Origin of the sequence: Hydrogenophaga sp. 2FB (assembly GCF_005503365.1) — a bacterium.
GTDB lineage: Bacteria > Pseudomonadota > Gammaproteobacteria > Burkholderiales > Burkholderiaceae_C > Hydrogenophaga.
On the sequence record NZ_SCML01000014.1, the window covers coordinates 14,959 to 39,597 of the forward strand.

Below are 24,639 nucleotides of genomic sequence, written 5' to 3' on the forward strand. Positions count from 1 at the left end.
TCTGTCTCGTGTGGTTGTGCGGGGTTGTCAGTTTGCCATGTGCGTGTGGCGCGGTCTGCCCGCTCCGGTATTCGCGAAGCGGGCCGGTGCGGGGCGGCCGCCTCAGGTGCGAGAAAAATACTCGCGCCGCTCGAAGTCGGCCTTGTCGTCGGCCTGCGCGTGGCGGTCCAGCTCGCTCTGCTTGATGCGGCTGAAGTAGCGCACCACGTCGTCACCCAGGGACTGGCACAACACCGTGTCCGCGCGCAAGGCCTCCAGTCCTTCACCGAGCGAGGAGGGCAGTTTCTGGTGTTCGGTGGCGTACGGCGAGTCGGTGGCTTGCGGCGGCAGCGTGGCGCGCGCCAGGCCGTCGAGCCCGGCGTGGATCTGCGCGGCCATGTAGAGGTAGGGATTGGCCGCCGGCTCGCCCACGCGGTTCTCGATGCGGGTGGCACTGTCGCCCGCTCCACCCACCACGCGCAGCATGGCGCCGCGGTTGTCCTGTCCCCACAGCGCGGCCTGCGGCGCGAGCGCGTTGGGGCGAAAGCGCGCGAAGCCGTTGATGGTGGGCGTGCACAGCACAGTCATACCGCGCGCATGCGAGAGCAGGCCCGCGAGCCAGTGCGCGCCGGCGGCGGACAGGGTGTGCGTGGCGTCGGCGCGCGTGCTGCCCTCGGCAGGCGCATCGCGCACGCAGGCGTTGCGGCCAGTCTCCAGGTCCACCAGGGACTGGTGCAGGTGCCAGCCGCTGGACATGATGTTCGGAAACGGCGGACGGCACATGAAGGTGGCGTGGTAGCCGGCGCGGCGCAGCGCCTGGCGCACGCCATTGCGGAACAGCACCATCTGGTCGGCGGCGGTGAGCGCATCGGTGGCGTCGAACACGGCTTCCACCTGGCTCGGGCCGAGCTCGATTTCCAATGACTGCAAGGGCAGGCCCAGCGCTTGCGCGGTGCGTTGCACGATGCGCAGCGGCTCGTCGCTGAGGTCGACCATGGCCTCGGCTTGCAGGTTGTAGCCGGGGTGGATCATCTCCACCGTGGGCGGCAGGCCGGGCCAGGCGGCAAGCTCGGGGTCGAGCTGGGGCCGGGTGTCGGTGATGCGGTAGATGTGGAACTCGACTTCGAGCCCGGTCTTCAGGCCATAGCCCGCGTGCGCCAGGCGTTGCAGTGCGGTCTGCAGCACGTGGCGCGTGTCCAGCGGCACGGGCGTGCCATCGGCGAACCAGGGCTGGCAGCGCAGCCAGCCGGTGCGCTCCTGCCACGGCAGGAGGGTGAAGCTTTGCGGGTCCGGCACCAGCATGAGGTTGGCCGCGCCCGAGAAGCCGGGCAGGTCGGCCGCGCCACCGGGTTCGAACACCTTCCAGGCCGTGCGGTCGGCGGTGTCCTTGAGCATGAGCGTGCCCACCATGCCCACGCCATCGCGCAGCGCGCGCACCGCAGCCTTGGCGGTGAGCGTCTTGCCGCGCAGCATGCCGTGCGCGTCGCACCAGCCAAAGCGCACCAGCTCGATGCCGCTGGCTTCAATGAGTTTGGCGACGCGCTGGCACTCGATGTCGCGGGCGTGGGTGTGGATGCCGCAGCGTTCGGCGAACGATCCCGTCATTTCGCGCCCGCCGTTTCCACGGTGGGTGCGTGTTCGGCGGCGTGCCAGGGCGCGCCTTCGCGCTTGCTGCGCACCGCGTCCTGCCACCAGGCCTGCCAGCTTTGCGCGGGGGCAATGCCGTCGACCGTGTCCGGGCCCGAGATGGCGCCGTGCAAGGCCGGGTCGGCGATGCCGGGGGCGGTGCCGCCTTGTTCGACCGCGTCCATCGCCTGCTGCAGCATGCGCCGGTGCGTCACGATCACTTTGTCGGTCGTGCCCAGGTGCTCGCGCGTGCGGTCCTGGATCGGGCCCATGCTCTCGCAGGCCCACTGGTCGTGCACGTTGATGTCGTCTTCGCCCATGCCGAGGTAGGTGCGGTTCTGCTGCTCTTCGGCGTTGAAGCCCCAGTTGTTGTGGCGGCCGGACTTGGGGATGTAGTCGGGCAGGGTCACGGCCTGCAGGCGCGGCGTGCGCATGGCGTCCTTGTCGACCGGGCCGGTGAAGCTGGTGAAGAAGGCGTACCAGTAGTTGTGCGTGTCGTCGACCGGCACGTGCATCTGCGTGATCGTCATCGTTTCGGACAGCGGGATCACGAAGGTCTGCGGGAACACGCCGTTGGTCACGCGCACGTGGGTGAGTTCGTCGGTCATCGGACGCAGCGCGGTGAGCTGCAGGCCGTAGGGCTTGGCCTCGAAGCTGATGATGGGTTGGCCGAACTCGCGCATCACCCGCGTCATGGGCCAGCGCTCGCCGCCCACGTCGCCGGCGCTGGCGCCCCGGAACTGTTTGCCGTAGCTGTCTTCGAGCGAGCCGTCGTTGAAGAAACGGTGCAGGTAGGACGCGTGCGCCGGGTCGATGCCCACTTCCAGCGACTGCAGCCAGTTGCAGTGCCACAGGCCCTTGAAGGCGAAGGTGTGGCTCTCGGGTGCGGTGAAGCAGTCGAGGTCGGGGAAGGGCGGTGGCGTGAAGCTCTCCGGGCCGAACCAGCCAAACAGCACGCCGCTGCGCTGCACCAGCGGGTAGCTGCGCTGCTGGATGCGCGTGCACAGGGTGCTGCCCGCGGGCTCGCCCGGGGTTTCGATGCACTGGCCGGTGGTGTCGAACTTCCAGCCGTGGAAGGGACAGCGCAAGCCGTCGCCTTCGTTGCGGCCGAAGGCGAGGTCGGCACCGCGGTGCGGGCAGTCGCGGTCCAGCAGGCCGAACTGGCCCTGGGCGTCGCGGAACAGCACGAAGTTCTGTCCCAGCACGCGCACCGCCTTCACCGGGCGCACGGCCATCTGCGGGTCCAGTGCGGGGTTGAATTCGTCCAGCAAGGCCACGGGCTGCCAGTAGCGGCGCAGCAGCTCGCCGCCGGGGGTGCCCGGCCCGACTTGGGTGAGGCGCTGGTTGAGTTCGGCTTTCATGAGGGAGATCTCCGGCAATAAAACGGGGTGGTGTATCGAAATGGTATCCCGTTTTTTAAATTCGGTGTACATTTTTGACCATGAACTTGCAAGACACCGTTTTGATGCAGTTGCGCGACCTGATCCTGAGCGGCCAGTTCGAGCCCGGCCACCGCCTGGCCGAACAACAGCTTGCCGAGCGACTGGGTGCGTCGCGCACGCCGGTGCGGGCGGCCTTGGTGACGCTGGAGCAGGAAGGCCTGGTGCAGGCCAACGAAACCGGCAAGTACCTGGTGCGCCAGTTCACCGCGCAGGAAGTGACCGACGCCATCGCGGTGCGCGGCCACCTCGAAGGCATGGCGGCGCGGCTGGTGGCCGAACACGGCGTGTCGCGCCAGTTGCAGGGCCAGTTGCAGACCGTGCTCGACGAAGGCGACCGTCTGTTGGCGGACAACCCGCTGACGATTGAAAGTTACGCCGCGTATGCGCTGATGAACGACCGCTTCCACGCGCTCATCCTCGACGCCTGTGGCAACCGCGCCTTGCAGCGCGCGGTGGAACTCAACGACAAGCTGCCCTTCGCGCCGGCCTCGGCCATGCTGCCCATGCAGGGCACGGTGGCGATGGACCGCGACTGGATGCTCTACGCGCACCGCCAGCACCACATGCTGTTCGCAGCCCTGCTACGCGGCGAAAGCGCCCGCGCGCAGGCGCTGGCCACCGAGCACACCGAAGTGGCGCAGATGAACATGCGCCTGGCGCTGGAACGGCGCGCCGAATCGGAGCAGTACATGCCCGGCATTCGGCTGGTGGTGGGCTGACGCAGCACAAGCGCGGGCGGGATGCAGGGGGCGCGCGAACGTCCTCACCCGCGCGGGGACTTTTGCGGGCGTGGTCATCGCAGCGGCTGGGGCTGCGCACAATGGGCCGTTCCTTTTTCACCGCGACCCGCCCCGCATTCATGACCCAACTCTTCGAACCCATCACCGCGGGCCAATTGGCCCTGGCCAACCGCGTCGTCATGGCGCCGCTCACGCGCAACCGCGCGCCCAACGCCGTGCCCACGCCGCTCATGGCCACGTACTACGAGCAGCGCGCCAGCGCCGGTTTGCTGATCACCGAAGCCACCGCCATCAGCCACCAGGGCCAGGGCTATGCCGACGTGCCCGGCCTGTACGCGCCCGAGCAGATCGATGGCTGGAAACGCGTGACCGCGGCCGTGCACGCCCAGGGCGGCAAGATCGTCACCCAGCTCTGGCACGTGGGCCGCGTATCGCACAACGAGCTGCAGCCCGGCGGCGGCGCGCCGGTCGCGCCCTCGGCGATCGCTGCCAAGACCAAGACGGTGCTCATCAAGGACGGTGTGCCCACGTTTGTCGCCACGTCCGAGCCGCGCGCGCTCGAGTTGTCCGAGTTGCCCGGCATCGTCGAGGACTACCGCAAGGCCGCGCTCGCGGCCATCGAAGCCGGCTTCGACGGCGTGGAAATCCACGCGGCCAACGGTTACCTGATCGACCAGTTCCTCAAGACCGGCAGCAACCACCGCACCGATGCGTACGGCGGCAGTATCGAGAACCGCGCGCGCCTGTTGCTCGAGGTGGTGAAGGCCGTGACGGATGCCATTGGCGGCGGGCGCACCGGCATTCGCCTCTCACCCGTGACGCCCGCCAACGACGTGGTCGACGCCGACCCGCAGCCGCTGTTTGACCATGTGATGAAGCAGTTGGCGCCGCTGGGTCTGGCCTACGTGCACTTCATCGAAGGCGCGACGGGCGGCCCGCGCGAGATCGCCGACCGCCCCTTCGACTACGCCGCCCTGCGCGCCACGTACCACACGGCGGGTGGCCGAGCGGCCTGGATGGTCAACAACGGCTACGACCTCTCGCTCGCGCAGAAGGCCTTGAGCGATGGCGCCGATCTCGTCGCCTTCGGCAAGACCTACATCGCCAACCCCGACCTCGTGACCCGCCTCCAGCAAGGCGGCCCGTTCAACGAGCCCGACAAGACCACCTTCTACGGTGGTGGCGAGAAGGGCTACACCGACTACCCCGCGCTGACGGTCTGACCCGCCCGCACCCGCCGGGCGCGGGTGCGTACCCCTTGTGCCGTCGTGGCCGAATCGGCGGACGGTGCGCGCACCGCCCGCGCTGGGGCATAAACAGGGTTCACGTGTCTCTCGATCGGAGGTGCGATGCGGACAGCCCATGCGACGGAATCCGTGGCGTCTGGATGCAGCAGCTTCAGCGCCCTGGGCCGCTGCGCGCTGTTCGTGCTCGCGCTCCTGCTGGGCCTGACGGTGGTGGGCGCACGGGCCGCGTCACCCGTGGTGGTGCTCACGGTGCACAGCGCCATCGGCCCGGCCAGCGCGGACTACATCATTCGCGGCATGGCGCGCGCGCACAAGCAAGGCGCACCGTTGGTGGTGCTGGAGCTGGACACGCCGGGTGGCCTGGACAGTTCCACGCGCCAGATCATCCAGGCCATCCTGGCCTCGCCCGTGCCGGTGGCCACCTACGTGACCCCACAGGGTTCGCGCGCGGCCAGCGCCGGCACCTACATCCTTTACGCCAGCCACATCGCCGCCATGGCGCCCGCCACCACGCTCGGGGCGGCGACGCCGGTGTCGATCGGCATGCCCGGCGCGCCGCAGCCACCGAAGAGCGCGCCCACACCCGGCGACAAGCCGGCGCCCGCGTCACCCGCCGACACCATGACGGTCAAGCAGATCCACGACGCCGCGGCCTTCATCCGGGGCCTGGCCGAACAGCGTGGTCGCAACGCGCAGTGGGCCGAGCGTGCGGTGCGCGAGGCGGTGAGCCTGACCGCGGCCGAGGCGCTGAACGAGAAGGTCATCGATGTCGTGGCCACCGACATCACCGACCTGCTGAACCAGATTCACGGCCGCAGCGTGCGCATGGCCAGTGGCGAGTTGCGCCTGGCCACGCGCGGCCTGGCGACCGAGGCGCACCCGCCCGACTGGCGGCACCGCCTGCTGAACGTGATCGCCAACCCGAGTTTTGCGCTGATCCTGTTGATGATCGGGGTCTACGGCCTGATGTTCGAGTTTTCCTCACCGAGCTTTGGCATACCCGGCACCGTGGGCGCGATCTGCCTGTTGCTGGCGCTCTTTGCGCTGCAGTTGCTGCCGGTGAACTACGCCGCCCTGGCGTTGATCCTGCTCGGTTTTGCGCTGCTCGCGGCCGAACTGATGTCGCCGTCCTTTGGCGTGCTGGGCGTGGGTGGTGTGGTGGCGTTCATCGCCGGCGGCCTGTTGTTGTTCGACCGCGACGTGCCGGGCATGGGCGTGCCCCTGCCGCTGCTGTTCGGCATCTCCATCGTCGCCGCCGCGGCGGTGTTGCTGGGCGGCGGCATGGCCTTGCGGGCACGCCGCTTGCCGATCGTCAGCGGTGGCGAGGACATGGTCGGCACCCGGGGCCGGGTGCTGCAGATCCAGGACGGTGAGGCTTGGGCCGAGGTCCGCGGCGAGCGCTGGAGGGTGCGCTCGGAGGCGCCCATGTGGCCCGGACAAACCGTGCGCGTGGTGGGCCTGACCGGGCTGCTGCTGCAGGTGCAGCCCGACACATCACCCCAGTTCCCTGAACCCGTAGAAGAAGGAGGCCAGCACCATGTTTGATCTCAACCTTGGCATCGGCGCGATCCTCGTGCCCGTCCTGCTGATCCTGCTGGCGTCCTCGTTCCGCATCCTGCGCGAGTACCAGCGGGGCGTGGTGTTCCAGCTTGGCCGGTTCTGGAAGGTCAAGGGCCCGGGGCTGGTGATCGTGATCCCCGGCCTGCAGCAGATGGTGCGCGTGGACCTGCGCGTGGTGACGATGGACGTGGAGCCGCAGGACGTGATTTCGCGCGACAACGTCTCGGTCAAGGTCAACGCGGTGGTGTTCTTCCGCGTGGTCGAGCCCGACAAGGCGATCATCCAGGTGGAAAACTTCCTCTTCGCCACCAGCCAGCTGGCGCAGACCACGTTGCGCGTCGTGCTGGGCAAGCACGAGCTCGACGAAATGCTGGCCGAGCGCGAGCGGCTCAACCTCGATGTGCAGCAGATCCTGGACGCCCAGACCGCGGCCTGGGGCATCAAGGTGACCAACGTCGAGATCAAGCACATCGACCTCAACGAATCCATGGTGCGCGCCATTGCCCGCCAGGCCGAGGCCGAGCGCGAACGGCGCGCGAAGGTGATCCATGCCGAAGGCGAAAAGCAGGCGGCCGTGTCGCTGCTCGAAGCCGCGCAGATGCTGGCGCGCCAGCCCGAAGCCATGCAACTGCGCTACCTGCAGACCATGACGCAGGTGGCCGGCGACCGCGCCTCGACCATCGTGTTCCCGCTGCCCATGGACCTGCTGGGGCGGCTGCTGAACAAGGACGCCGCGGCGGCCCCGAAGGAATGAGCAGACCCAAGTGCCCCGTGGACGGGCGCAAGCGGTTTATCCTCCGACCTTATGAAGCTCTACAACTACTTCCGCTCCTCGGCCTCGTACCGCGTGCGCATCGCGCTCGCGCTAAAGGGCATGGCCTACGAGTACGTGCCCGTGCACATCGCGCGTGGCGACCACAAGCTGCCGGCGTTCACCGACAAGGCCGTGGAAGGCCTGGTGCCGCTGCTCGAGCTGGACGACGGCACGCGCCTGACGCAATCGATGGCGATCATCGAATACCTCGACGAGCTGCAACCCGCGCCCGCCTTGCTGCCCGCCGACGCGCTCGGCCGCGCCCGCGTGCGCGCGCTCGCGCAGATCGTGGCCTGCGAGATCCACCCGCTCAACAACCTGCGCGTGCTCAAGTACCTCGTCAAGGAACTCAAGGTGGAGGACGAGCCGAAGAACGTCTGGTACCGCCACTGGGTGCGCAGCGGCCTGGAGGCCTTCGAGCGCCAGCTCGCCCAGCAACCGAAGTCCACCTACTGCTTCGGCGACACGCCCACGTTGGCCGACTGTTGCCTGGTGCCGCAGATCTTCAACGCCCAGCGCTTCAACACCGATCTGAGTGGCCTGCCACGCACCATGGCTGCGCACGAGGCCTGCATGGCCTTGCCGGCGTTCCAGCAATCGCAACCGTCGGCCTGTCCCGACGCCGAGGCCTGAGCCATGTTGCTGGCGGCCGACGGCTTGGTTCCCGACTGGCCCGCACCGCCCGGTGTGCGGGCCGTGTTCACCACCCGCTCGGGCGGTGTGTCGGTGGCGCCGTTCGACAGTTTCAACCTGGGTGACCATGTGCGCGACGAGCCGCTGGCCGTGGCGGGCAACCGCGAACGGCTCGCGGCGTTCACCGCGCCGGCGCGCCCGGTGTTCCTGCAGCAGGTGCACGGCACCCGGGTCGTGCAGCTGTCACGCCACACGGCCAATGGCACCATGGCCGATGGCTGCGTGGTGCGTGGCCCCGGCGTGGTGGCCACCATCATGGTGGCCGACTGCCTGCCGGTGCTGTTGGCGCACGCGTCGGGCACGGCCGTGGCAGCGGCCCATGCGGGCTGGCGCGGCGCGGTCAGCGGCGTGATCGAAGAAACCGTGCGTGCCCTGCGCGAAACCGCCGGTGAAGGCGAGATCGTTGCCTGGCTCGGCCCCTGCATCGGGCCGCAGGCGTTTGAAGTGGGCGCCGATGTGTGCGGGGCGTTCGTCGAAGAGGACCATGCCACCGCGGCGCATTTCTGGCCGACCGGCGACGACAAGTTCCTGGCCGATCTGCCCGCGCTGGCGCGGCGGCGGTTGAAGGCCGTGGGCGTGACCGACGTGCATGGCAACGACGGCAGCGCCCAGTGGTGCACCGTCACGCAGAAGTCACGGTTCTTTTCGCACCGGCGCGACGCTGCCCGCCTCGGCAGCACCGGGCGCATGGCCGCCTGCGTCTGGATCGGCTGACGCCGCTGATTCCTTCGGTGCCGTTGAAGCGGCGGCGGCCTCCCGTTCCGCCTGCTCGGCCGCTTCTCGCGCTTTGATGGCCTTGCGCCGGTGTGGCGTGCCCATCAGGTAAACCACCAGTGCGACAGGCACCAAACCGTAAAGAAAAAAGGTCACAATGGCACCGAGAATGGAGCCTGTGGAGTTGGTTGCTTCGGCCACCGACATCATGAGCACCACGTACATCCAACCGATCACCACCAGATACACAACGTTCCTTGCAGTCCGGACCATGGGGTCAGCCTGCAGGAAGCAAGACTGAAGACCCTGGGGAAGATCCGGAATGTTCTTCCCCGAGGCCGCCCATATTAAGCTTCGTGCAACACCTCGGGAGATCGGCATGGCATCGGGAAAGAATCCATCCACGGATTGGCTGGAAAACGCGCAACAGTTCCAGCAAAACCTTGTCCAGCAATGGACGCAAATGGCGCAGGCCTTCCCCGGCGCCGCGGCCCCACCCGATGGCAACGACCCGTTCGCGGCCTTCAAGGCCTTCATGCCGCAGGCGGGCGCGGCCAACCCCTTCGGCATGGCGATGCCCGGCGGCGCGGCGGCTTTCCCCGGCATGCCCGCGGTGGGAGAGATGTTCAGCAAGGCCAACAATGGCCAGCAGGTCAGCTTCGATCCGGCCCAGCTGCTCGAAATCCAGAACAACTACCTCAAGGACCTGACGGGCCTGTGGAACCAGGGGCCGACGGCCAAGCCGGCTGGCGACCGCCGCTTTGCCGCCGACGCCTGGGCCAGCAACCCCATGGCCGCCTTCACCGCCGCGGCCTACCTGCTCAACGCGCGCACCCTCATGGCCATGGCCGACGCGGTGCAGGGCGACGCCAAGACGCGCACGCGCGTGCGCTTCGCGGTGCAGCAGTGGATCGACGCCAGCGCGCCGAGCAACTTCCTGGCCTTCAACGCCGAGGCGCAGAAGAAGGCCATCGACACGCAAGGCGAGAGCATTGCCAAGGGCGTGGCCAACCTGCTGCACGACATGAAGCAGGGCCACGTGTCCATGACGGACGAAAGCGTGTTCGAGGTCGGCAAGAACGTGGCGACCACCGAAGGCGCGGTGGTGTTCGAGAGCGAGCTGTTCCAGCTCATCGAATACAAGCCGCTCACGGCCAAGGTGTACGAGCGGCCCTTCCTGCTGGTGCCGCCCTGCATTAACAAGTTCTACATCCTTGACCTGCAGCCCGAGAACTCGCTGATCCGTTACTGCGTGGAACAGGGCCACCGCACATTTGTGGTGAGTTGGCGCAACCCGGACGAGTCGCTGTCACACAAGACCTGGGACAACTACATCGAGGACGCGGTCATCAAGGCGATCGGGGTCACGCAGGACATCACCGGCGCCGACACCATCAATGCGCTGGGTTTCTGCGTGGGCGGCACCATGCTGGGCACCGCGCTGGCGGTACTGGCCGCGCGTGGCGAAGAGCCGGTGAACAGCGCCACCTTGCTCACCACCTTCCTCGACTTCACCGACACCGGCATTCTCGACGTGTTCATCGACGAGAACTTCGTGAAATACCGCGAGATGCAGTTCGCCGACGGCGGCCTTATGCCTGGGCGCGATCTCGCCACCACCTTCAGCTTCCTGCGCCCGAACGACCTGGTGTGGAACTACGTGGTGGGCAACTATCTCAAGGGTGAAACGCCGCCGCCGTTCGACCTGCTGTACTGGAACTCCGACAGCACCAACCTGCCAGGACCGTACTACGCCTGGTACCTGCGCAACATGTACCTGGAGAACAACCTGGTGCAGCCGGGCAAGGTCACGGTGTGCGGCGAGAAGATCGACTTCCGCAAGGTCACGCTGCCGGTCTACATCTATGGTTCGCGCGAAGACCACATCGTGCCCATCGGCGCGTCCTATGCCAGTTCGCAGATTTTTCCGGGCAAGAAGCGCTTCGTCATGGGTGCTTCGGGCCACATCGCGGGCGTGATCAACCCGGCGTCGAAGAACAAGCGCAGCCACTGGATCGGTCCCGCGGGCAAGTTCCCGGCCGACGTGAAGGACTGGGTCGACGGCGCGACCGAACACCCCGGCAGCTGGTGGACCGATTGGTCCGCCTGGCTCAAACCATTGGCTGGCAAGCAAATTGCTGCGCCCAAGGCCTACGGCAAAGGCAAGACCTACGCCGCCATCGAACCCGCACCGGGCCGCTACGTCAAGGCAAGGGCCTGAACATCTTTTTCATTTCATCCGAGGAGACATTGCATGGAAGACATCGTCATCGTTTCAGCCGCCCGCACCGCAGTGGGCAAGTTCGGCGGCTCGCTCGCCAAGACCCCGGCCACCGAGTTGGGCAGCATCGTCATCAAGGCACTGCTGGAGCGCAGCGGCCTGCCGGCCGATGCCATTGGTGAAGTGATCATGGGCCAGGTGCTGGCGGCCGGCGTGGGCCAGAACCCCGCGCGCCAGGCCATGATGAAAGCCGGCGTGGCCAAGGAAACGCCGGCGCTCACCATCAACGCCGTGTGCGGCTCCGGTCTCAAGGCCGTGATGCTGGCCGCGCAGGCCGTGGCCTGGGGCGACAGCGAGATCGTGATCGCCGGTGGCCAGGAAAACATGAGCGCCTCGCCGCACGTGCTCAACGGCAGCCGCGACGGCCAGCGCATGGGCGACTGGAAGATGACCGACACCATGATCGTCGATGGCCTGTGGGACGTGTACAACCAGTACCACATGGGCATCACCGCCGAGAACGTGGCCAAGGAACACGGCATCAGCCGCGACGCGCAGGACGCGCTCGCGCTGGGCAGCCAGCAGAAGGCCAGCGCCGCGCAAGACGCCGGCAAGTTCAAGGACGAAATCGTCGGCGTGAGCATTCCGCAGCGCAAGGGCGACCCGGTCGTGTTCGACGCCGACGAGTTCATCAACAAGAAAACCAGCGCCGAAGCGCTGGCGGGTCTGCGCCCCGCGTTCGACAAGGCCGGCTCGGTGACGGCGGGCAACGCCTCGGGCATCAACGACGGCGCGGCCGGCGTGGTGGTGATGACGGCGAAGAAGGCTGCAGCGCTCGGCCTCAAACCCCTGGCGCGCATCGCCGCCTTCGGCACCAGCGGCCTGGACCCGGCCACCATGGGCATGGGCCCCGTGCCCGCATCGAAGAAGGCGCTGGCGCGCGCGGGCTGGAAGGCCAGCGACGTGGACCTGTTCGAACTCAACGAAGCTTTCGCCGCACAAGCGTGCGCGGTCAACAAGGCACTCGACATCGACCCGGCGCGGGTCAACGTCAACGGTGGCGCGATCGCCATCGGCCACCCCATCGGTGCATCCGGCTGCCGCATCCTCGTGACCCTGCTGCACGAAATGCAACGCCGCGATGCCAAAAAGGGTCTCGCAGCGCTGTGCATTGGTGGCGGCATGGGGGTTTCCCTCGCGGTCGAACGCTGATTGCACGGTTAAATGGAAACGGACTGCCGGAGGGGAGGGCCTTCCGGCTCCCACATCGCCAAAAAGGCATTAGGAGCACACTGAATGAGCAAAAAGGTCGCGTACGTCACGGGTGGCATGGGTGGCATCGGCACGGCCATCTGCCAACGCCTGCACAAGGAAGGCTTCACCGTCATTGCGGGCTGTGGCCCCACACGTGACTTCAAGAAATGGCTCGACGAGCAGAAGGCGGAGGGCTACACGTTCCACGCCTCGGTCGGCAATGTCGGCGACTGGGACTCCACCGTCGAAGCCTTCACCAAAACCAAGGCCGAGCACGGCACCATCGACGTGCTGGTGAACAACGCCGGCATCACGCGCGATCGCATGTTCCTGAAGATGTCGCGCGACGACTGGGACGCGGTGATCGAAACCAACCTCAACTCCATGTTCAACGTGACCAAGCAGGTCGTGGCCGACATGGTGGAAAAGGGCTGGGGCCGCATCGTCAACATCTCGTCGGTCAACGGTGAGAAGGGCCAGGCCGGACAGACCAACTACTCGGCGGCCAAGGCGGGCATGCACGGCTTCTCCATGGCGCTGGCGCAGGAACTGGCCACCAAGGGCGTGACGGTGAACACCGTGAGCCCGGGCTACATCGGCACCGACATGGTCAAGGCGATCCGCCCTGACGTGCTGGAGAAGATCGTGGCCACCGTGCCGGTCAAGCGCCTGGGCGAGCCGAGCGAAATCGCGTCCATCATCGCGTGGCTGGCGAGTGAAGAGGGCGGTTACGCCACCGGCGCTGACTTCTCCGTCAACGGCGGCCTGCACATGGGTTGAAGGCGTCCCGCCTCACACCCTCAAACCCGCTTCGGCGGGTTTTTTGTTGCGTGTCCGTTTTGCACAAGGTGCTGGTGTAAATTCGACCGCATCCCCCACCCACCCTTTGCGACAAGGAGTTTTCGGCCCATGCCGCACAGCGTTTCACTGATCAACACCATTGCGGCGGGGCTGGGTCTGGCACTGATCCTCGGCTTTCTCGCGGCCAAGGTGCGCTTGCCGGCGTTGGTGGGGTATCTGCTGGCGGGGGTGATCATTGGCCCGTTCACGCCGGGCTTCGTGGCCGACGCGGGCATCGCCGCGCAACTGGCCGAGATCGGCGTGATGCTGCTGATGTTCGGCGTGGGCCTGCATTTTTCGCTCGACGACCTGCTCTCGGTGCGCAAGATCGCGCTGCCCGGCGCGGTGGTGCAGATGGCCGTGGCCACGCTCATGGGCCTGGGGCTGGCGATGTGGTGGTGGGGCTGGAGTTTTGGCTCGGCGCTGGTGTTCGGCATCTCGCTCTCGGTGGCCAGTACGGTGGTGCTGCTGCGCGCGCTGGAGAGCCTGGGCATTCTGGATTCGTTCACCGGCCGCATCGCGGTGGGCTGGCTGGTGGTGGAAGACCTGGCCATGGTGCTGGTGCTCGTGCTGCTGCCGCCGTTGGCGGGTTTTCTTGGCGGCACGGGGTCGGACGGTGATCTGGATTCGATCTGGCGCACGCTGGGCTATACCTTGCTGCAGGTGGGCGGCTTCGTGGCACTGATGCTGGTGGTGGGGCGGCGCGTGTTTCCCTGGCTGCTCTGGCAGGTCACGCGCACCGGCTCGCGCGAGCTGTTCACGCTGTGCGTGGTCGCGGCGGCGGTGAGCATCGCGTTCGCCTCGGCCGCGCTGTTCGGTGTGTCGTTCGCGCTGGGCGCGTTCTTCGCCGGCATGGTGCTGCGCGAGTCCGAGTTCAGCCACCGTGCGGCCGAAGAGTCCTTGCCGCTGCGCGATGCGTTCGCGGTGTTGTTCTTCGTCTCGGTGGGCATGCTGTTCAACCCGGCGGTGCTGATCGAGCGGCCGCTGCAGGTGCTGGGCGTGGTGCTGATCATCATCGTGGGCAAGTCGGTGGCCGCGGCCGCGCTGGTGGTGGCCATGCGCTACCCGCTCAACACGGCCCTCACCGTGTCGGCCAGCCTGGCGCAGATCGGCGAGTTCTCGTTCATCCTGGTGGGCCTGGGCGCATCGCTCGGCCTGCTGCCACCCGAGGGGCAAAGCCTGGTGCTGGCCGGTGCGCTCATCTCCATCGCCACCAACCCGCTGTGGTTCAAGGCCATCAACCCCTTGCAGGAATGGCTGCGCAAGAACTCCGACTTCGCCCGCAAGCTGGAGCAACGCGACGACCCATTGGCCGAGCTGCCCACGACCACGCACGAAAAATTCCTCTCGCGCCAGGTGGTGCTGGTGGGCTACGGGCGGGTGGGGCGGCGCATTGCTGCCGCACTCGAAGAACAGCATCTGCCCTACGTGGTGGCCGAAGAGAACCGCGACATCGTGGAGCGCTTGCGCGAGAAGGGCGTGGCGGCGGTGTTCGGTGACGCGGCCGACCCGGCCGTGCTGATCCAGGCCCACATCGCGCGCGCGGGCATGCTGGTGATTGCCACGCCCGACACCCTCAACGTGCGGCAGATGATCGCGACGGCGCGCACCCTCAACCCCGAGATCCTGACGGTGGTGCGCACCCACAGCGAGGAAGAGGCCACGCTGCTGGAGAAGGAAGTGGCGGGCAAGGTGTTTCTGGGGGAAGAAGAGCTGGCCCAGTCGATGACGCGCTACGTGCTCGAGCACTCGCGGGGGTCGCACGCGGCCACGCGCTCGGCGGCCTGAGCCGCCTTTTTCCGCGAACGCCGTTCCTACACGGCATTGCGCCTCTGTCCGACACGCCGGCACGGGTGTGCATTCCATGATCCTGACACCACATCAGGAGATGCACCATGGTTCAGACGTATTCGCCCGCCGCCGCTGATCACGCGCGCCGTGTCATCGACGAGAACGACTACCGCAGTGCCCGGCCGCAATACCGGCACGCCGTGTCGTGGCCGGCCATTTTTGCGGGTGCTGCCGGTGCCGCGGCCCTGTCTCTCATTCTGTTGATCCTCGGCACCGGCCTGGGCCTGTCCTCGGTGTCGCCATGGACGCGGCAAGGCATCAGCGCTACCGCCTTCGGTGCATCGACCATTCTCTGGATCACGTTCACGCAACTGGCGGCCTCGGGACTGGGCGGTTATCTCGCGGGGCGGCTTCGCTCGCGCTGGGCCGACACGCAGCCCGACGAGGTGTACTTCCGCGACACCGCGCACGGCTTCCTGGCCTGGGCGGTGGCGTCGCTGGCCACGGCCGCGCTGCTGACCTCGGTGATCGCCTCCATCGTGGGTGGCGGCGTGCAGGCCGGTGCGACTGCCGCAGCCGGTGGGGGCGCAGCGGCAAGCCGCGTGGCCGCGCAAGTGGCGGACAAGGCCGGGGACGATGGGAAGGACGACATGGCTTACTTCATCCACGCGCTGTTCCGCGGCAGTGCCACCGCGCCCACCACCGGCAGCACCGGCAGCACCGGGCAGGGTGCCACCACGCCCCCGGCCCCTTCGTCGACTTCGCCCTCTCCTTCGACTTCGTCAGACCCCGCGACCGTGCCCGTGCCAACGCCAGCGGTTTCGCCCACGCCATTGCCCGCTCCCGCGCCATCACCCGAGGCATCGGCCGCCGAAGCCACGGGCATCTTCCTCAACGCGCTCAGGAATGGCGCGCTGCCCGCGGACGACGCCGCCTACCTGGGCCAGCAAGTGGCCGCGCGCACCGGGCTGAGCGTGCCCGATGCGCAAAAGCGTGTGACCGAGGCTTTCGCCCGCGTCCAGATCCAGGCGCGTGAAGCGGATGCGACGGCGCGCGAAGCGGCCGACAAGGCACGCAAAGCCTCCGCCAAGGGTGCGCTCTGGTTGTTCGTCTCGCTGTTGATCGGCGCCTTCGTGGCCAGTCTGGCCGCCACGTTCGGTGGACGCCAGCGCGACGCCGCCTGACCCCCTTCAAAGGAGAACCCCATGCGTTCCTTGCTGCTGTTTTTTCTCGGCGTTCCCATTCCCATCATCATCCTGATCGCGCTGCTGACCTGACGGCGAGGTCAGGCCGCCTTGGCGCTCGGCATGGTGACGGGTGGTGTGCCCAGCTTGAACATCTTGGCCAACTGGTGGCGCAGTTCGGGGGTGTCCTCGTGGCCGTGCACCGCGACGGCGTGCTGGACGGCCGCCTCCAGCAATTCCTTGGGTGAATCCGCGCTGAGGGCGACGCTGCAGTTCATGGTGCTGGGGAACTCGCGGCAATCGATGTATTGGCGTGTCATGGTGTTTCCTTTCAAGGACGTGCCTCATAGACCAGGTTGAAGGGCGTCTGCGCGGCGCGCCGGAACTGGGAGAACCCGCCCTCGGTCACGACCTTGCGCATCCGCTCCTCGCCAGCTTGTGCGCCCAGGCACAAGCCCACTTCCTGCGACCTGGAGGCGGGGGTGCAGATGAAGGTGGAGGCGGAATAGAACACACGCCCGACCGGGTTGAGGTTGTCTTCCAGCCGGTCGTTGGCAAAGGGTTCGACGATCAGCCAGGTGCCGTCGGGTTTGAGGCTTTGCTTGACGTGCGCCGAGGCCCCGACCGGGTCGCCCATGTCGTGCAGGCAATCGAACATCGCCACCATGTCGTAGTCGTTCCCCGGGTAGTCCTTGGCGCTGGCGACTTCAAAGCGGGCACGTCCGTCCAGGCCCGCCGCCGCGGCAGAGGCGCGGGCCCGTTCGATCGACGGCGCGTGGTAGTCGAACCCGGTGAAGGTGGAGGCCGGATAGGCCTGCGCCATCAGAATGGTCGACGAGCCGTGGCCGCAGCCCACGTCGGCCACACGAACGCCACGCTGGAGTGCCTTTTCCACGCCGGTGAGCGCGGGAATCCACTGGCTGACCAGGTTGGCCGCATAGCCCGGGCGGAAGAAGCGTTCGGTGCCCAGGAAGAGGGCGGGGTCGTGTTCGTGCCAACCCAGCCCGAGCCCCGTGCGCATCGCCTGGACCATCTTGGGGATGGCCTTGAATTGCGCGACCGCAATCTGAAACGCGCCCGCGATGAAGGCCGGGCTGCCTTCCTGCGCGAGCGCAAAGGCCTGTTCCTCGGTCATCGAAAACTGCTGGGTTTTGGGGTCGTATTGCACATAGCCGCTGGCGGCTTGGGCGGACAACCATTCGCGCAGGTAGCGCGCGTCCGTTTCCGTGCGTTTGGCCAAGGCCTCGGCGGTGCTGGGTCCTTCGGCCAGGGCCTTGTAGAGGCCCAACTGGTCGCCGACCGCCACCGTCGCGGCGTGCATCACGGCGCCGATGTCGGCGACGAACCGCCCCATGAACTCGTTCAGTTTGTCTTCGTTGATGGCCATGATGTGCTCCTTCGCGCCGATGGCGCTGGTGCGGGTGAGTGCCTATACTGAACGGGCTGCCGGCGCCCGAACTCGGTATCGTCTGACCACTCTGGCAAGGGGCCAATACGCAGCAATGCGTATGCACAGTCCAGACAGGTCGCGCGATGAACCATCTCACTCGCCATGACTACGCCGCCGCCCTGCGGCTGCTGGGGCGCATCGAGTCGCAGGCCGACGATGTCGACGCGTTCGCGCGCGCCGCGGTGGTGGCGCTCAATGGTTATGTGGCCTCCGAGTTCGCGACGCTGTCGGTCTGCGACCTGCGAAACGGCCAGCGCCAGGCGGGGACAGAGGAGGACGCGTGCATCGGGCACGAGCACGCGATTGCCTTGCCGCTGTACCTGGACGCCAACACCCTGGTGGCCATCGTCCTGAACCGCAGCAAGCTGGATTTCGGCGAGCGCGATCGCGAGCGGCTCGAACTGCTGCGGCCTCATCTTGCGTTTCTGTACGGCCATGCCCGCCGCGCCGCGGCGCATGAAGCGGGTGGCGCGTCCGCGCAAGCGCAGGCGCCCCCGCTGCCCGACCCCGCGTCCCGCGGGCTCACGCTGCGCGAGCGCGACGTGCTGCAATGGCTGGCCTGTGGCAAGACCGATGCGGATATTGCCGCGCTGCTGTCCATCAGCCCGCGCACCGTGCACAAGCACCTGGAGCACATCTACATGAAGCTTGGCGTGGAAACGCGCACGGCAGCGGTGATGCGCGTCCTGGCCGAGCGCACCGAGGGCGGCACCGATCCGGTGCATGCGTTCACCCCCGGTTAAGACCTCTTGAAAATGCTTCGCTGGCGGCGGTGCGCACCGCTGCCTAGACTCGCCTCCAACGAAACTTCCAGAGGTGGGCGATGAAACTGAAACATGTGTGGGCAGCGGGCCTGGCCGCGATCGCGGTGGGCACCGCACCGGCCGCCTTCGCGCAGACGGCGGGCTACCCGAACCAGACCATCAAGCTGGTCGTCGGCTGGACGGCCGGCGGCGCCACCGACATCCTGGCGCGCCAGCTGGCCGCGCACATGGCCAGGCAACTGGACCAGGCCGTGGTGGTGGACAACCGCCCGGGCGCCTCCGGCACCATCGCGCACGGCGAAGTAGGCCGCGCGAAACCCGATGGCTACACGCTGATCCTGGCCACCAATAGCACCTACGCGATCGCGCCGCACCTGATCAAGCCGCTGCCGTACGGACCTGACGCGCTGGCCCCGATCGCGCTGGTGGGCGCCAGCCCGCTGATCCTTACCGTCAGGCCCACGCTCAACGTGCAAGGCGTCAAGGGCGTGATCGAACTCGCGAAACAACAACCGGGCCGCTTGAACTACTCGTCGGGCGGCAACGGCGCCACCAGCCACCTGGCCAGCGAACTGTTCAAGGACCTGACCCGCACCTCCATCACCCACATTCCGTACAAGGGCGGCGGACCGGCCACGCTGGCGGTGGCGTCCGGTGAAGTCGACCTGGGCTTCGTCGACATCGGCGTGGCCATGCCCTTGATCCGCGCCGGCCGCTTGAAGGCGGTGGCGGTGTCGGGCAGCACGCGCAGCCCGCTACTGCCGCAGGTGCCCACGGTCGAAGAAGCGGGCGTGCCGCGCTTCGAATCGGCCACCAAGTTCGCGCTGTTCGCGCCGGCCGGCACGCCGCCCGCAATCGTGGCGAAGCTGTATGACGCGGTGCGCAGCGTGCAGACGAACGACGAACTCAAGAGCAAGCTGAGCCAGCAGGGCATCGAACTGGCGGCCAGCGGACCGGCGGAACTGGACAAGGACGTGACGGAAGGCCTCGCGAAGTGGGGCCGTCTGATCAGCGAACGCAAGCTGTCGCTGGACTGATGGGCCGCATGACTTCGCGCATCGCCATCGTGGGCGCGGGGCCGGTCGGCTGCGCGGCCGCCGCCTTCCTCGTGCAAGCGGGCCACGCGCCCGCGCTGTGGTCGCCCACCGGGAGTCGGCTGCGGCGCCACGCAGACCGCGCGAGCTTCGTGTGCACCGGTGCGGTCACCGGCGAGATCGACGTCGAGTGGTTGGCTTCGCCGGCGCACCTGGCCGATTTCCCGGTGGTGCTGGTGTGCCTGCCGGCGGACGCGTACGCCAGCGTGCTCGGGCCGCTGAACGCCGGTTGGCGCAGTGACCAACACGTGATCGTGAGCGGCGCCTTGTCGCTCGCGCCGCTGTGGATCGCCGCTGCCGCCCCGGGTGTGCAGGCCACGGGTTGGGGCACGACGCTCACCACCACGCATTTCCAGCCGGACGGCAGCCTGCACATCAACCCGCTGCGCGGCCACATCGACATGGCCACCGTGGGACCCATGGAACCCGCACAGGCACAGCAAGCGTGCGAGCAGTTGTTCGGCGAGCGCTTCGTCGCGGCCGACAACCTGCTCGCGCCCACGCTGGCCAACATCAACCCGATCGCGCACGCGGCGGAGGTCATTCCGAACCTGACGCGCATGGAGGCCGGCGAGGCCTGGTCGCTGTTTGGCCACTTCACCGAGGTGGTGAGCCGCATGGCCGAAGCGCTCGACGTGGAGCGCCGCGCGGTGGCGCAGGGCTTCGGGCTGGCGCTGCCGTCGCTGCGGCAGCATTACGCGCGCTCCTACCATGTGCCGGAAGGGCCGCTGCACACGATGGCCGCCGCGATCACGCACAACGGCATGAGCCCGAACGGGCCGGCGTCGCTGCAGCACCGCTACGTGCTGGAAGACGCGCCGTTCGGACTGGCTTTTCTGGAGGCGCTGGGCCGCGCTGCGGGCGTGCGCACGCCGGTGCTGTCGGCCTGCCTCACATTGCTGGCGGTGACCTACGGGCGCGACTTCCGCGCCGACAACTTCCTGCTCGACGCCTTGGACATCGCCCGCGCCGATGCGGCGGCGTTGCTGGCGCGTTGCGCCGCCTCGGCCAGCGCGGTGAGCTGAGCCGAGGTGCTGCCGCTGCGCCGGTAGACCATGGCGATCGCCACGGGCGGCGGCAGGTCCTCCATCGGCAACTCCACCAGGCTGCCGCGTGCCAGCCGTTCGGTCAGCGTGCATTGGGCCGCCAGCGTGAGGCCCAGGTTCTGCTCGGCCAGCGCCAGGTGGCTGATCGCGTTCATGGTTTCGATGTGCGGGATGAGCGCGGGCAGACCATGCCCGCGCAGCGTGTGCTCCAGCATCATGCGCGAGTTGGTCGGGCGTGGCGGCAGGATCCAGCGTTCCTGCGCCACCTGGGCCCAGCGCAGGGGTGCGCCCTGGACGCTGCATTGCGCGGCGAGCGCATGCTGGGGCGCGCAGACCACGCGCCACTGCTCCAGCCCGATGTGGTCGATGGTGAAACCCTGCGCCGACAGGCTGCCCAGCTCCGAGGGCGTATCCATGGTGATCAGCACGTCCACCTCGCCCGCTTCGAGCTGGCGCGCGATGTCGGCCAGCCGTCCTTCAAAGAGCAGCGCGCCCGGCAACTGGCCCTGGGCTTGCAGCGCGGCCAGGATGCCCGGCAACACTGTCCACACGAGAAACGGCGTCGCGCCGATCTTCAAGCGTTCCTGCAGGGGCCGCAGGGGCGCGGCCAGCTCGTCGGACAACTGCTCCATCTCGGCCAGCAGCACGCGCCCTCGCTGCACCACCAGGGTGCCTGCCGTGGTCGGCACCACGCCACGCGGCAGGCGGTGAAAGAGCTGCTGCTCGAACAACGCTTCCACATCCTTCAGGCCCTTGCTGACGGCGGCCGTGGTCATGTGCAGCCGTTGCGCCGCGGCGCGCATGTTGCCGGTGTCGGCCAGCGTGCCGAGCAACTCCAGCTGGCGAAAGCGCAGGGCGGCCATGAGCCGCTGTGACGGGTTTCTCATGCGGTGGCTTGCGTCGATGTGTTCAAGTCCGGGCTCATGGGAGTGGGCATCGTACAGGGCGTCATCCTGTGGTCGAATTCCCGCCACATGCCCTCAGCGCGCGACTCTGAGAAAATGAAGAGCGATGAACACACCGGAAAATCAACAGCCCCCTGGGGCCTATTCACCCTGGCGGGTCAGCGTGGCTCCCATGATGGACTGGACCGACAGGCATTGCCGCTACCTGCATCGGCTGCTCTCCAGGCGCACGCTGCTCTACACCGAGATGGTCACCACCGGTGCGCTCACGCACGGCAGCGTGCAGCGCCACCTGCGTTTCAACGCCGAAGAGCACCCCGTGGCGCTGCAGCTGGGCGGCAGCGACCCCACCGAGCTGGCGCAGGCCGCGCGCCTGGGCGAACAATGGGGTTACGACGAGATCAACCTCAACTGCGGTTGCCCCAGCGACCGCGTGCAGCGCGGCGCGTTCGGCGCCTGCCTGATGGCCGAACCGCAGACCGTGGCCGATGGCGTGAAGGCCATGCGCGATGCGGTGTCGATCCCGGTGACGGTGAAGCACCGCGTGGGCATCGACCGCGTGGAGAGCTACGACTTCGTGCGCGACTTCGTCGGCACCGTGAGCGAGGCCGGGTGCGAGGTGTTCATGGTGCACGCGCGCAATGCCTGGCTGGACGGCCTCTCGCCCAAGGAGAACCGCGAGATTCCGCCGCTGCGCTACGAACTCGCGCACCGCCTCAAGCTCGACTTTCCGCAACTCACCTTCGGCATCAATGGTGGCTTCACCACCAACGAGCAGATCGCCGAGCACCTGCAACACGTGGACGGTGTGATGGTGGGCCGCGAGGCGTACCACAACCCCTGGGTGCTCACGAGCTGGGACGAGGCTTTCTTCGGTGCAGCGCCGTCCACGCTGACGCGCGAAGCAGTGGAAGAGCAGATGGTGGCGTACATGGAGCGCGCCTTCCTGGAAGACGGCTGTCCCTGGTACGCGATTGCGCGCCACATGCTGGGCTTGCGCCACGGACTGCGGGGCGCGCGCCGTTGGCGCCAGATCTGGAGCGACCACCGCTTGAAGCCCTTGCCACCGCGCGAAGTTTGGGCGATGGCGCAGGCACACGCGCAGCCTGAAGGTGAGGGCACCGAGCTCGAAAATCCGCAAGGTTCATTGCGTCAGAACTTTTCTCACGCAACCATCCTCTGACGAGCACGTGCGATCCGCACAACGGTCGTGTGCGAGAGGTCGAGCACAAACGGGCCGAACGGCGTATCGTGGAGGCTCATCTCAACAGAGGAGCAGATGTCGGGCTTGCGTAGCCTGCCACCGCTCCAGAAGGAGGTTGTATGGATGCGGTCCGCCATTTCCTGTCTCGGTATGAGCAGACGCGTGAAGACGAGCTGTCGATCGAAGAGTACCTGGAGGCTTGCAAGCGGGACCCTCTGGTCTACGCCACGGCAGCCGAGCGCATGCTGGTGGCGATCGGTGAGCCGGAGCTGCTGGACACCCGCCACGATCAGCGTCTCTCACGCATTTTCGGCAACAAGGTCATCAAGATCTACCCGGCGTTCCGGGATTTCTACGGGCTTGAGGAGCCGATCGAGCAGGTCGTGTCCTATTTCCGGCACGGTGCCCAGGGGCTGGAGGAGAAGAAGCAGATCCTCTATCTGCTCGGTCCGGTGGGCGGTGGCAAGTCGTCGATCGCCGAGCGCCTCAAGCATCTCATGCAGGGTGTGCCGTTCTATGCGCTGAAGGACTCGCCGGTCAACGAATCGCCGCTGGGCCTGTTCAACCCGGTGGAAGATGGCGAGGTGCTCCAGTCGCAGTACGGCATCGCGCCGCGTTACCTGGAGCGCGTGATGTCGCCCTGGGCCGTCAAGCGGCTGGACGAGTATGGTGGCGACATCCGCCGCTTCCGCGTTGTCAAGCGTTACCCCTCGGTCTTGCGGCAGTGCGCCATTGCCAAGACCGAGCCGGGCGACGAGAACAACCAGGACATTTCGTCGCTGGTGGGCAAGATCGATATTCGCAGGCTCGACACGTTTGCGCAAGACGACCCGGACGCCTACAGTTATTCGGGCGGGTTGTGCCTGGCCAACCAGGGCCTGCTGGAGTTCGTTGAAATGTTCAAGGCGCCCATCAAGGTGTTGCACCCCTTGCTCACGGCGACCCAGGAGGGCAACTTCAAGGGCACGGAGGGTTTCGGCGCGATACCGTTCGACGGCATCGTCATGGCGCACTCCAACGAGAGCGAGTGGAAAGCCTTTCGCAACAACAAGAACAACGAGGCGTTCCTGGACCGCATCTATATCGTCAAGGTGCCCTATTGCCTGCGGGTGTCCGAGGAAATCCGGATCTACGAAAAGCTGATCCGCAACTCGTCGCTGGCGCAGGCCATCTGCGCGCCCGGTACGCTGAAAATGCTGGCGCAGTTTGCGGTGTACACGCGCCTGAAGGAGCCGGAGAATTCCAGCATCTTCAGCAAGCTCCAGGTGTACGACGGCGAAAACCTCAAGGACACCGATCCGAAGGCCAAGAGCTACCAGGAGTACCGCGACTATGCCGGCGTGGACGAAGGCATGAGCGGCATTTCCACCCGCTTTGCCTTCAAGATCCTTTCCCGGGTGTTCAACTTTGACAGCACCGAGGTCGCGGCCAACCCGGTGCACCTGATGTACGTGCTGGAACAACAGATCGAGCGCGAGCAGTTCGCCGCCGAGCTGGAGCAGAAGTACCTGGCCTTCATCAAGGAAACGCTGGCGGTGCGCTATGCCGAGTTCATCGGCAAGGAAATTCAGACCGCGTACCTGGAGTCGTATTCCGAGTATGGCCAGAACATCTTCGACCGCTACGTGACCTATGCGGACTTCTGGATCCAGGACCAGGAGTACCGCGACACCGACACCGGCGAGATCTTCGACCGGTCGTCTCTCAACGCCGAACTGGAGAAGATCGAAAAGCCCGCGGGCATCAGCAACCCGAAGGATTTCCGCAACGAGATCGTCAATTTCGTGTTGCGCGCGCGGGCCAACAACGCGGGCAAGAACCCGGCGTGGACGAGCTACGAGAAGCTGCGCGCCGTGATCGAGAAGAAGATGTTCTCCAACACCGAGGACCTGCTGCCGGTGATCTCCTTCAATGCCAAGGCCAGCGCCGACGAGCAGAAAAAGCACGAGGACTTCGTCAACCGCATGGTGGACAAAGGCTACACCACACGCCAGGTTCGCCTGCTGTGCGACTGGTACCTGCGCGTTCGAAAGAGTTCTTGAGCGCCTGCGTCGGCGCCACCTGACATCCA

General features: G+C 67.0%; 22 protein-coding genes. 16 read left to right on the top strand and 6 right to left on the bottom strand.

Going from position 1 to position 24,639, the window contains the following annotated elements; all coding sequences use genetic code 11:
* Nucleotides 1-102 precede the first annotated feature (102 nt).
* Together FFS09_RS10390 and FFS09_RS10395 are read right to left on the bottom strand one after the other, a co-directional pair.
* On the bottom strand, nucleotides 103-1,584 hold the full coding sequence (locus FFS09_RS10390; protein WP_137918798.1) for a glutamine synthetase family protein: 1,482 nt from the start codon (nucleotides 1,582-1,584) through the stop codon (nucleotides 103-105).
* Nucleotides 1,581-2,966, bottom strand: coding sequence for a Rieske 2Fe-2S domain-containing protein (locus FFS09_RS10395; RefSeq protein ID WP_137918799.1), 1,386 nt, complete (start codon nucleotides 2,964-2,966; stop codon nucleotides 1,581-1,583). Before FFS09_RS10395 ends, FFS09_RS10390 begins: the two co-directional genes overlap by 4 nt.
* A gap of 80 nt (nucleotides 2,967-3,046) precedes the next feature.
* Here FFS09_RS10395 and FFS09_RS10400 point away from each other — a divergent pair, with 80 nt between their 5' ends.
* The 6 genes from FFS09_RS10400 (at nucleotide 3,047) to pgeF (ending at nucleotide 8,815) form a co-directional block, all read left to right on the top strand.
* Nucleotides 3,047-3,766 carry a GntR family transcriptional regulator gene (locus FFS09_RS10400; protein ID WP_137918800.1) on the top strand — a complete coding sequence of 240 codons (720 nt, stop codon included), beginning with the start codon at nucleotides 3,047-3,049 and terminating at the stop codon, nucleotides 3,764-3,766.
* A 140-nt stretch (nucleotides 3,767-3,906) separates the two neighbouring features.
* Nucleotides 3,907-5,010 carry an alkene reductase gene (locus tag FFS09_RS10405; protein WP_137918801.1) on the top strand — a complete coding sequence of 368 codons (1,104 nt, stop codon included), beginning with the start codon at nucleotides 3,907-3,909 and terminating at the stop codon, nucleotides 5,008-5,010.
* A 153-nt stretch (nucleotides 5,011-5,163) separates the two neighbouring features.
* Nucleotides 5,164-6,579 carry an NfeD family protein gene (locus tag FFS09_RS10410; RefSeq protein WP_212745084.1) on the top strand — a complete coding sequence of 472 codons (1,416 nt, stop codon included), beginning with the start codon at nucleotides 5,164-5,166 and terminating at the stop codon, nucleotides 6,577-6,579.
* Nucleotides 6,572-7,348 (top strand): slipin family protein, encoded by a 777-nt coding sequence (locus tag FFS09_RS10415; protein WP_137918803.1) that lies wholly within the window; start codon nucleotides 6,572-6,574, stop codon nucleotides 7,346-7,348. Before FFS09_RS10410 ends, FFS09_RS10415 begins: the two co-directional genes overlap by 8 nt.
* A 51-nt stretch (nucleotides 7,349-7,399) precedes the next feature.
* Nucleotides 7,400-8,041 carry a maleylacetoacetate isomerase gene (gene maiA, locus FFS09_RS10420; RefSeq protein ID WP_137918804.1) on the top strand — a complete coding sequence of 214 codons (642 nt, stop codon included), beginning with the start codon at nucleotides 7,400-7,402 and terminating at the stop codon, nucleotides 8,039-8,041.
* A 3-nt stretch (nucleotides 8,042-8,044) separates the two neighbouring features.
* Complete coding sequence (pgeF, locus tag FFS09_RS10425; protein WP_137918805.1) at nucleotides 8,045-8,815, top strand: peptidoglycan editing factor PgeF; 771 nt, start codon at nucleotides 8,045-8,047, stop codon at nucleotides 8,813-8,815.
* On the opposite strand, the gene FFS09_RS10430 is transcribed toward pgeF, so the two are convergent.
* On the bottom strand, nucleotides 8,735-9,064 hold the full coding sequence (locus FFS09_RS10430) for a hypothetical protein (protein WP_137918857.1): 330 nt from the start codon (nucleotides 9,062-9,064) through the stop codon (nucleotides 8,735-8,737). The two genes, pgeF and FFS09_RS10430, sit on opposite strands and share 81 nt — an antisense overlap.
* A gap of 130 nt (nucleotides 9,065-9,194) precedes the next feature.
* Between FFS09_RS10430 and FFS09_RS10435 the strand changes: the two genes are divergently transcribed.
* From FFS09_RS10435 to FFS09_RS10455, 5 genes are all read left to right on the top strand, one after another.
* Entirely contained in the window at nucleotides 9,195-11,036 is a 1,842-nt protein-coding gene (locus FFS09_RS10435; protein WP_252374319.1) for a PHA/PHB synthase family protein, read from the top strand.
* A gap of 33 nt (nucleotides 11,037-11,069) precedes the next feature.
* Entirely contained in the window at nucleotides 11,070-12,248 is a 1,179-nt protein-coding gene (locus tag FFS09_RS10440; protein WP_137918806.1) for an acetyl-CoA C-acetyltransferase, read from the top strand.
* A gap of 84 nt (nucleotides 12,249-12,332) precedes the next feature.
* Nucleotides 12,333-13,070, top strand: a complete 738-nt coding sequence (phbB, locus tag FFS09_RS10445) for an acetoacetyl-CoA reductase (RefSeq protein ID WP_137918807.1) — start codon at nucleotides 12,333-12,335, stop codon at nucleotides 13,068-13,070.
* Between the two features lie 129 nt (nucleotides 13,071-13,199).
* Nucleotides 13,200-14,918: a cation:proton antiporter domain-containing protein gene (locus tag FFS09_RS10450; protein ID WP_137918808.1), complete on the top strand. Its 1,719-nt coding sequence runs from the start codon at nucleotides 13,200-13,202 to the stop codon at nucleotides 14,916-14,918.
* A 107-nt stretch (nucleotides 14,919-15,025) separates the two neighbouring features.
* On the top strand, nucleotides 15,026-16,105 hold the full coding sequence (locus FFS09_RS10455) for a hypothetical protein (protein ID WP_137918809.1): 1,080 nt from the start codon (nucleotides 15,026-15,028) through the stop codon (nucleotides 16,103-16,105).
* A gap of 101 nt (nucleotides 16,106-16,206) precedes the next feature.
* On the opposite strand, the gene FFS09_RS10460 is transcribed toward FFS09_RS10455, so the two are convergent.
* Nucleotides 16,207-16,425: a DUF1059 domain-containing protein gene (locus FFS09_RS10460; RefSeq protein ID WP_137918810.1), complete on the bottom strand. Its 219-nt coding sequence runs from the start codon at nucleotides 16,423-16,425 to the stop codon at nucleotides 16,207-16,209.
* Nucleotides 16,426-16,436: 11 nt separating this feature from the next.
* Complete coding sequence (locus FFS09_RS10465) at nucleotides 16,437-17,492, bottom strand: class I SAM-dependent methyltransferase (protein ID WP_137918811.1); 1,056 nt, start codon at nucleotides 17,490-17,492, stop codon at nucleotides 16,437-16,439.
* A gap of 146 nt (nucleotides 17,493-17,638) precedes the next feature.
* Here FFS09_RS10465 and FFS09_RS31680 point away from each other — a divergent pair, with 146 nt between their 5' ends.
* The 3 genes from FFS09_RS31680 to FFS09_RS10480 all read left to right on the top strand — a co-directional run bounded on the left by FFS09_RS31680 (nucleotide 17,639) and on the right by FFS09_RS10480 (nucleotide 20,438).
* Nucleotides 17,639-18,298 (top strand): helix-turn-helix domain-containing protein, encoded by a 660-nt coding sequence (locus tag FFS09_RS31680; RefSeq protein WP_137918812.1) that lies wholly within the window; start codon nucleotides 17,639-17,641, stop codon nucleotides 18,296-18,298.
* A gap of 80 nt (nucleotides 18,299-18,378) precedes the next feature.
* The gene (locus FFS09_RS10475; protein ID WP_137918813.1) at nucleotides 18,379-19,356 is read left to right on the top strand and encodes a Bug family tripartite tricarboxylate transporter substrate binding protein; all 978 of its coding nucleotides are present in this window, start codon (nucleotides 18,379-18,381) and stop codon (nucleotides 19,354-19,356) included.
* Nucleotides 19,357-19,364: 8 nt separating this feature from the next.
* Nucleotides 19,365-20,438: an NAD/NADP octopine/nopaline dehydrogenase family protein gene (locus FFS09_RS10480; protein ID WP_171019964.1), complete on the top strand. Its 1,074-nt coding sequence runs from the start codon at nucleotides 19,365-19,367 to the stop codon at nucleotides 20,436-20,438.
* Here FFS09_RS10480 and FFS09_RS10485 read toward each other — a convergent pair.
* Nucleotides 20,324-21,346 carry a LysR family transcriptional regulator gene (locus FFS09_RS10485; protein ID WP_137918815.1) on the bottom strand — a complete coding sequence of 341 codons (1,023 nt, stop codon included), beginning with the start codon at nucleotides 21,344-21,346 and terminating at the stop codon, nucleotides 20,324-20,326. The genes FFS09_RS10480 and FFS09_RS10485 overlap by 115 nt on opposite strands.
* Nucleotides 21,347-21,470: 124 nt before the next feature.
* Here FFS09_RS10485 and dusA point away from each other — a divergent pair, with 124 nt between their 5' ends.
* Together dusA and FFS09_RS10495 are read left to right on the top strand one after the other, a co-directional pair.
* On the top strand, nucleotides 21,471-22,547 hold the full coding sequence (gene dusA, locus FFS09_RS10490) for a tRNA dihydrouridine(20/20a) synthase DusA (protein WP_137918816.1): 1,077 nt from the start codon (nucleotides 21,471-21,473) through the stop codon (nucleotides 22,545-22,547).
* Nucleotides 22,548-22,687: 140 nt separating this feature from the next.
* Nucleotides 22,688-24,610 carry a PrkA family serine protein kinase gene (locus tag FFS09_RS10495; RefSeq protein WP_137918817.1) on the top strand — a complete coding sequence of 641 codons (1,923 nt, stop codon included), beginning with the start codon at nucleotides 22,688-22,690 and terminating at the stop codon, nucleotides 24,608-24,610.
* The last annotated feature ends 29 nt before the right edge of the window (nucleotides 24,611-24,639 follow it).

Excerpts from the sequence above, each read along its gene's own strand:
- pgeF (WP_137918805.1), top strand. The coding sequence starts at position 8,045 with ATGTTGCTGGCGGCCGACGGCTTGGTTCCCGACTGGCCCGCACCGCCC.
- FFS09_RS10440 (WP_137918806.1), top strand. The coding sequence starts at position 11,070 with ATGGAAGACATCGTCATCGTTTCAGCCGCCCGCACCGCAGTGGGCAAG.
- dusA (WP_137918816.1), top strand. The coding sequence starts at position 21,471 with ATGAACACACCGGAAAATCAACAGCCCCCTGGGGCCTATTCACCCTGG.
- FFS09_RS10450 (WP_137918808.1), top strand. The coding sequence starts at position 13,200 with ATGCCGCACAGCGTTTCACTGATCAACACCATTGCGGCGGGGCTGGGT.
- FFS09_RS10480 (WP_171019964.1), top strand. The coding sequence starts at position 19,365 with ATGACTTCGCGCATCGCCATCGTGGGCGCGGGGCCGGTCGGCTGCGCG.
- FFS09_RS10400 (WP_137918800.1), top strand. The coding sequence starts at position 3,047 with ATGAACTTGCAAGACACCGTTTTGATGCAGTTGCGCGACCTGATCCTG.
- FFS09_RS10390 (WP_137918798.1), bottom strand. The coding sequence starts at position 1,584 with ATGACGGGATCGTTCGCCGAACGCTGCGGCATCCACACCCACGCCCGC.
- FFS09_RS10460 (WP_137918810.1), bottom strand. The coding sequence starts at position 16,425 with ATGACACGCCAATACATCGATTGCCGCGAGTTCCCCAGCACCATGAAC.
- FFS09_RS10485 (WP_137918815.1), bottom strand. The coding sequence starts at position 21,346 with ATGAGAAACCCGTCACAGCGGCTCATGGCCGCCCTGCGCTTTCGCCAG.
- FFS09_RS10495 (WP_137918817.1), top strand. The coding sequence starts at position 22,688 with ATGGATGCGGTCCGCCATTTCCTGTCTCGGTATGAGCAGACGCGTGAA.
- FFS09_RS10415 (WP_137918803.1), top strand. The coding sequence starts at position 6,572 with ATGTTTGATCTCAACCTTGGCATCGGCGCGATCCTCGTGCCCGTCCTG.
- FFS09_RS10405 (WP_137918801.1), top strand. The coding sequence starts at position 3,907 with ATGACCCAACTCTTCGAACCCATCACCGCGGGCCAATTGGCCCTGGCC.
- maiA (WP_137918804.1), top strand. The coding sequence starts at position 7,400 with ATGAAGCTCTACAACTACTTCCGCTCCTCGGCCTCGTACCGCGTGCGC.
- FFS09_RS10465 (WP_137918811.1), bottom strand. The coding sequence starts at position 17,492 with ATGGCCATCAACGAAGACAAACTGAACGAGTTCATGGGGCGGTTCGTC.
- FFS09_RS10475 (WP_137918813.1), top strand. The coding sequence starts at position 18,379 with ATGAAACTGAAACATGTGTGGGCAGCGGGCCTGGCCGCGATCGCGGTG.
- FFS09_RS31680 (WP_137918812.1), top strand. The coding sequence starts at position 17,639 with ATGAACCATCTCACTCGCCATGACTACGCCGCCGCCCTGCGGCTGCTG.
- FFS09_RS10395 (WP_137918799.1), bottom strand. The coding sequence starts at position 2,966 with ATGAAAGCCGAACTCAACCAGCGCCTCACCCAAGTCGGGCCGGGCACC.
- FFS09_RS10435 (WP_252374319.1), top strand. The coding sequence starts at position 9,195 with ATGGCATCGGGAAAGAATCCATCCACGGATTGGCTGGAAAACGCGCAA.
- phbB (WP_137918807.1), top strand. The coding sequence starts at position 12,333 with ATGAGCAAAAAGGTCGCGTACGTCACGGGTGGCATGGGTGGCATCGGC.
- FFS09_RS10455 (WP_137918809.1), top strand. The coding sequence starts at position 15,026 with ATGGTTCAGACGTATTCGCCCGCCGCCGCTGATCACGCGCGCCGTGTC.